Source organism: Microbacterium jejuense (genome assembly GCF_039544225.1).
Taxonomy (GTDB): Bacteria; Actinomycetota; Actinomycetes; order Actinomycetales; family Microbacteriaceae; genus Microbacterium; species Microbacterium jejuense.
On record NZ_BAABLG010000007.1, the window covers coordinates 1 to 5,357 of the forward strand.

General features: G+C 55.4%; 3 rRNA genes. All 3 read left to right on the forward strand.

What is annotated here, in order from left to right:
* Positions 1-3: 3 nt before the first annotated feature.
* The 3 genes from ABEA46_RS12630 (at position 4) to rrf (ending at position 5,305) form a co-directional block, all read left to right on the forward strand.
* Positions 4-1,525, forward strand: a 16S ribosomal RNA gene (locus ABEA46_RS12630).
* Positions 1,526-1,952: 427 nt separating this feature from the next.
* A 23S ribosomal RNA gene (locus ABEA46_RS12635) occupies positions 1,953-5,057 on the forward strand.
* A gap of 131 nt (positions 5,058-5,188) precedes the next feature.
* Positions 5,189-5,305, forward strand: a 5S ribosomal RNA gene (gene rrf, locus ABEA46_RS12640).
* The 16S, 23S and 5S rRNA genes sit together here, the layout of an rRNA operon.
* The last annotated feature ends 52 nt before the right edge of the window (positions 5,306-5,357 follow it).

Here is a 5,357-nt window from a genome sequence, read left to right on the forward strand (position 1 = left end):
TTTTTTATGGAGAGTTTGATCCTGGCTCAGGATGAACGCTGGCGGCGTGCTTAACACATGCAAGTCGAACGATGAAGCCTCGCTTGCGGGGTGGATTAGTGGCGAACGGGTGAGTAACACGTGAGCAACCTGCCCTGGACTCTGGGATAAGCGCTGGAAACGGTGTCTAATACTGGATATGAGCTCTCACTGCATGGTGGGGGTTGGAAAGATTTTTCGGTCTGGGATGGGCTCGCGGCCTATCAGCTTGTTGGTGAGGTAATGGCTCACCAAGGCGTCGACGGGTAGCCGGCCTGAGAGGGTGACCGGCCACACTGGGACTGAGACACGGCCCAGACTCCTACGGGAGGCAGCAGTGGGGAATATTGCACAATGGGCGGAAGCCTGATGCAGCAACGCCGCGTGAGGGATGACGGCCTTCGGGTTGTAAACCTCTTTTAGCAGGGAAGAAGCGTGAGTGACGGTACCTGCAGAAAAAGCGCCGGCTAACTACGTGCCAGCAGCCGCGGTAATACGTAGGGCGCAAGCGTTATCCGGAATTATTGGGCGTAAAGAGCTCGTAGGCGGTTTGTCGCGTCTGCTGTGAAAACCCGAGGCTCAACCTCGGGCCTGCAGTGGGTACGGGCAGACTAGAGTGCGGTAGGGGAGATTGGAATTCCTGGTGTAGCGGTGGAATGCGCAGATATCAGGAGGAACACCGATGGCGAAGGCAGATCTCTGGGCCGTAACTGACGCTGAGGAGCGAAAGGGTGGGGAGCAAACAGGCTTAGATACCCTGGTAGTCCACCCCGTAAACGTTGGGAACTAGTTGTGGGGTCCTTTCCACGGATTCCGTGACGCAGCTAACGCATTAAGTTCCCCGCCTGGGGAGTACGGCCGCAAGGCTAAAACTCAAAGGAATTGACGGGGACCCGCACAAGCGGCGGAGCATGCGGATTAATTCGATGCAACGCGAAGAACCTTACCAAGGCTTGACATACACGAGAACACTCTGGAAACAGGGGACTCTTTGGACACTCGTGAACAGGTGGTGCATGGTTGTCGTCAGCTCGTGTCGTGAGATGTTGGGTTAAGTCCCGCAACGAGCGCAACCCTCGTTCTATGTTGCCAGCACGTAATGGTGGGAACTCATGGGATACTGCCGGGGTCAACTCGGAGGAAGGTGGGGATGACGTCAAATCATCATGCCCCTTATGTCTTGGGCTTCACGCATGCTACAATGGCCGGTACAAAGGGCTGCAATACCGTGAGGTGGAGCGAATCCCAAAAAGCCGGTCCCAGTTCGGATTGAGGTCTGCAACTCGACCTCATGAAGTCGGAGTCGCTAGTAATCGCAGATCAGCAACGCTGCGGTGAATACGTTCCCGGGTCTTGTACACACCGCCCGTCAAGTCATGAAAGTCGGTAACACCTGAAGCCGGTGGCCTAACCCTTGTGGAGGGAGCCGTCGAAGGTGGGATCGGTAATTAGGACTAAGTCGTAACAAGGTAGCCGTACCGGAAGGTGCGGCTGGATCACCTCCTTTCTAAGGAGCACCTGAGTCTCTTCGGGGACTCTAGGACCCAGATCAGGACGAATGTTCCTGGTTGGGGCTCGTGGGTGGAACATTTGACATGGCATCAGCGCAGCTGGTTTCTGCTAGTACGCCGTTCTCTTCGGAGGGTGGTTGGAAGGTGGGTTCTGGTGAGCGGGGTGTCTGCACGCTGTTGGGTCCTGAGGGACCGGACGCTGCTTTTCGGAGTGGTGTGCAACTCTCTGGGCCTTGCCTGCTGCCGGCTTTTGTTGGTGGGTGGGTGGGGTACCGCCCGTACTTTGAGAACTACACAGTGGACGCGAGCATCTTTGCAAGATGATTCCTCTTTGAGGGGTTGTTTTGTGTTGATGATCTTAAAGATCATTAGTCAATTTCTGTCGCACTCTTTGTGAGTGTGGCTGAGTTTTGATTCTCATGTTTTCAAGTCTTTAAGAGCAAACGGTGGATGCCTTGGCATCTGGAGCCGAAGAAGGACGTAGCAATCTGCGATAAGCCTCGGGGAACTGATAAGCAAGTTTTGATCCGAGGGTGTCCGAATGGGGAAACCCCGCTGGGCGGCGTGCTGACCCAGTGACTCCCGCCTGAATATATAGGGCGGGTAGAGGGAACGCGGGGAAGTGAAACATCTCAGTACCCGCAGGAAGAGAAAACAACCGTGATTCCGTGAGTAGTGGCGAGCGAAATCGGATGAGGCTAAACCGTACACGTGTGATATCCGGCAGGAGTTGCGTGTGCGGGGTCGTGGGACGTTCCATGCCATTCTGCCGAGTGGTGAGCGTGATGCGTAGGTATAGGTGAACGGTCTTGAAAGGCCGGCCAGAGTGGGTGCCAGCCCCGTAACCGAAATGCCTGATGCAGCGCGGAGTGTATCCCAAGTAGCACGGGGCCCGAGAAATCCCGTGTGAATCTGTCAGGACCACCTGATAAGCCTAAATACTCCCAGATGACCGATAGCGGACAAGTACCGTGAGGGAAAGGTGAAAAGTACCCCGGGAGGGGAGTGAAATAGTACCTGAAACCGTTTGCTTACAAACCGTTGGAGCCTCCTTGGTAGGGGTGACAGCGTGCCTTTTGAAGAATGAGCCTGCGAGTTAGCGATATGTGGCGAGGTTAACCCGGGTGGGGTAGCCGTAGCGAAAGCGAGTCTGAATAGGGCGATTGAGTCGCATGTCCTAGACCCGAAGCGAAGTGATCTATCCATGGCCAGGCTGAAGCGACGGTAAGACGTCGTGGAGGGCCGAACCCACTTAGGTTGAAAACTGAGGGGATGAGCTGTGGATAGGGGTGAAAGGCCAATCAAACTTCGTGATAGCTGGTTCTCTCCGAAATGCATTTAGGTGCAGCGTTGCGTGTTTCTTGCCGGAGGTAGAGCTACTGGATGGCCGATGGGCCCTACAAGGTTACTGACGTCAGCCAAACTCCGAATGCCGGTAAGTGAGAGCGCAGCAGTGAGACTGTGGGGGATAAGCTTCATAGTCGAGAGGGAAACAACCCAGACCACCATCTAAGGTCCCTAAGCGCGTGCTAAGTGGGAAAGGATGTGGAGTTGCTTAGACAACCAGGAGGTTGGCTTAGAAGCAGCCACCCTTGAAAGAGTGCGTAATAGCTCACTGGTCAAGTGATTCCGCGCCGACAATGTAACGGGGCTCAAGCACGCCACCGAAGTTGTGGCATTGACATTATTGGTAGGCCTTCGTGGTCCAGCCGTGTTGATGGGTAGGAGAGCGTCGTGTGGCGAGTGAAGCGGCGGGGTGACCCAGCCGTGGACGCTACACGAGTGAGAATGCAGGCATGAGTAGCGAAAGACGTGTGAGAAACACGTCCTCCGAAAGACCAAGGGTTCCAGGGTCAAGCTAATCTTCCCTGGGTAAGTCGGGACCTAAGGCGAGGCCGACAGGCGTAGTCGATGGACAACGGGTTGATATTCCCGTACCGGCGAAGAACCGCCCAAACTAACCCAGTAGTGCTAAGTATCTGAATCCCACTGACGGATCCCTTCGGGGTGATGCTGTGGGCCTAGCGTACGACCCCATGCTGGTGCGGTTAGCGTATTAACAGGTGTGACGCAGGAAGGTAGCCCAACCCGGGCGATGGTTGTCCCGGGGCAAGTGCGTAGGCCGAGTCGTAGGCAAATCCGCGACTCATACAGGCTGAGACACGATGCGGATGAAAAGTGGGTGATCCTATGCTGCCAAGAAAAGCATCGACGCGAGGTTCTAGCCGCCCGTACCCCAAACCGACTCAGGTGGTCAGGTAGAGAATACCGAGGAGATCGAGAGAATCGTGGTTAAGGAACTCGGCAAAATGCCCCCGTAACTTCGGGAGAAGGGGGGCCATCCACTTATACGGACTTGCTCCGAAAAGGGTGTGGTGGCCGCAGAGACTAGTGGGTAGCGACTGTTTACTAAAAACACAGGTCCGTGCCAAGTCGCAAGACGATGTATACGGACTGACGCCTGCCCGGTGCTGGAAGGTTAAGAGGACCGGTTAGCCGTAAGGCGAAGCTGAGAATTTAAGCCCCAGTAAACGGCGGTGGTAACTATAACCATCCTAAGGTAGCGAAATTCCTTGTCGGGTAAGTTCCGACCTGCACGAATGGCGTAACGACTTCCCAACTGTCTCAACCGCGAACTCGGCGAAATTGCATTACGAGTAAAGATGCTCGTTACGCGCAGCAGGACGGAAAGACCCCGTGACCTTTACTACAGCTTGGTATTGGTGTTCGGTGTGGCTTGTGTAGGATAGGTGGGAGACTGTGAAGCGGATACGCCAGTATTCGTGGAGTCGTTGTTGAAATACCACTCTGGTCACTCTGGATGTCTAACTTCGAACCGTGATCCGGTTCAGGGACAGTGCCTGGTGGGTAGTTTAACTGGGGCGGTTGCCTCCCAAAAAGTAACGGAGGCGCCCAAAGGTTCCCTCAACCTGGTTGGCAATCAGGTGGCGAGTGTAAGTGCACAAGGGAGCTTGACTGTGAGACTGACAGGTCGAGCAGGGACGAAAGTCGGGACTAGTGATCCGGCAGTGGCTTGTGGAAGCGCTGTCGCTCAACGGATAAAAGGTACCTCGGGGATAACAGGCTGATCTTGCCCAAGAGTCCATATCGACGGCATGGTTTGGCACCTCGATGTCGGCTCGTCGCATCCTGGGGCTGGAGTAGGTCCCAAGGGTTGGGCTGTTCGCCCATTAAAGCGGTACGCGAGCTGGGTTTAGAACGTCGTGAGACAGTTCGGTCCCTATCCGCTGCGCGCGTAGGAAGTTTGAGAGGATCTGACCCTAGTACGAGAGGACCGGGTTGGACGAACCTCTGGTGTGCCAGTTGTACTGCCAAGTGCACCGCTGGTTAGCTACGTTCGGGATGGATAACCGCTGAAAGCATCTAAGCGGGAAGCCGGCCTCAAGATGAGACTTCCATACCTTCGGGTGAGAGGCTCCCAGCCAGACTACTGGGTTGATAGGCCAGATGTGGAAGCACGGCAACGTGTGCAGCTGACTGGTACTAATAAGCCGACGACTTGATAACACCCCACCCTCGGGTGGGTTACTGAGAACTTTGAAATGTTGCTCGCGTCCACTGAGTGGTTCCCGATGTACGGTCGGGAAACCACACAACACACTTCACGTTGTTGTGTATGACTGAAACATCAAGAGAGTTTCGGCGGCCATAGCGAGAGGGAAACGCCCGGTCCCATTCCGAACCCGGAAGCTAAGCCTCTCAGCGCCGATGGTACTGCAGGGGGGACCCTGTGGGAGAGTAGGACACCGCCGGACACCCATTCACGGAATGGCCACCCACACCCTGGGTGGCCATTCCGCGTTAACA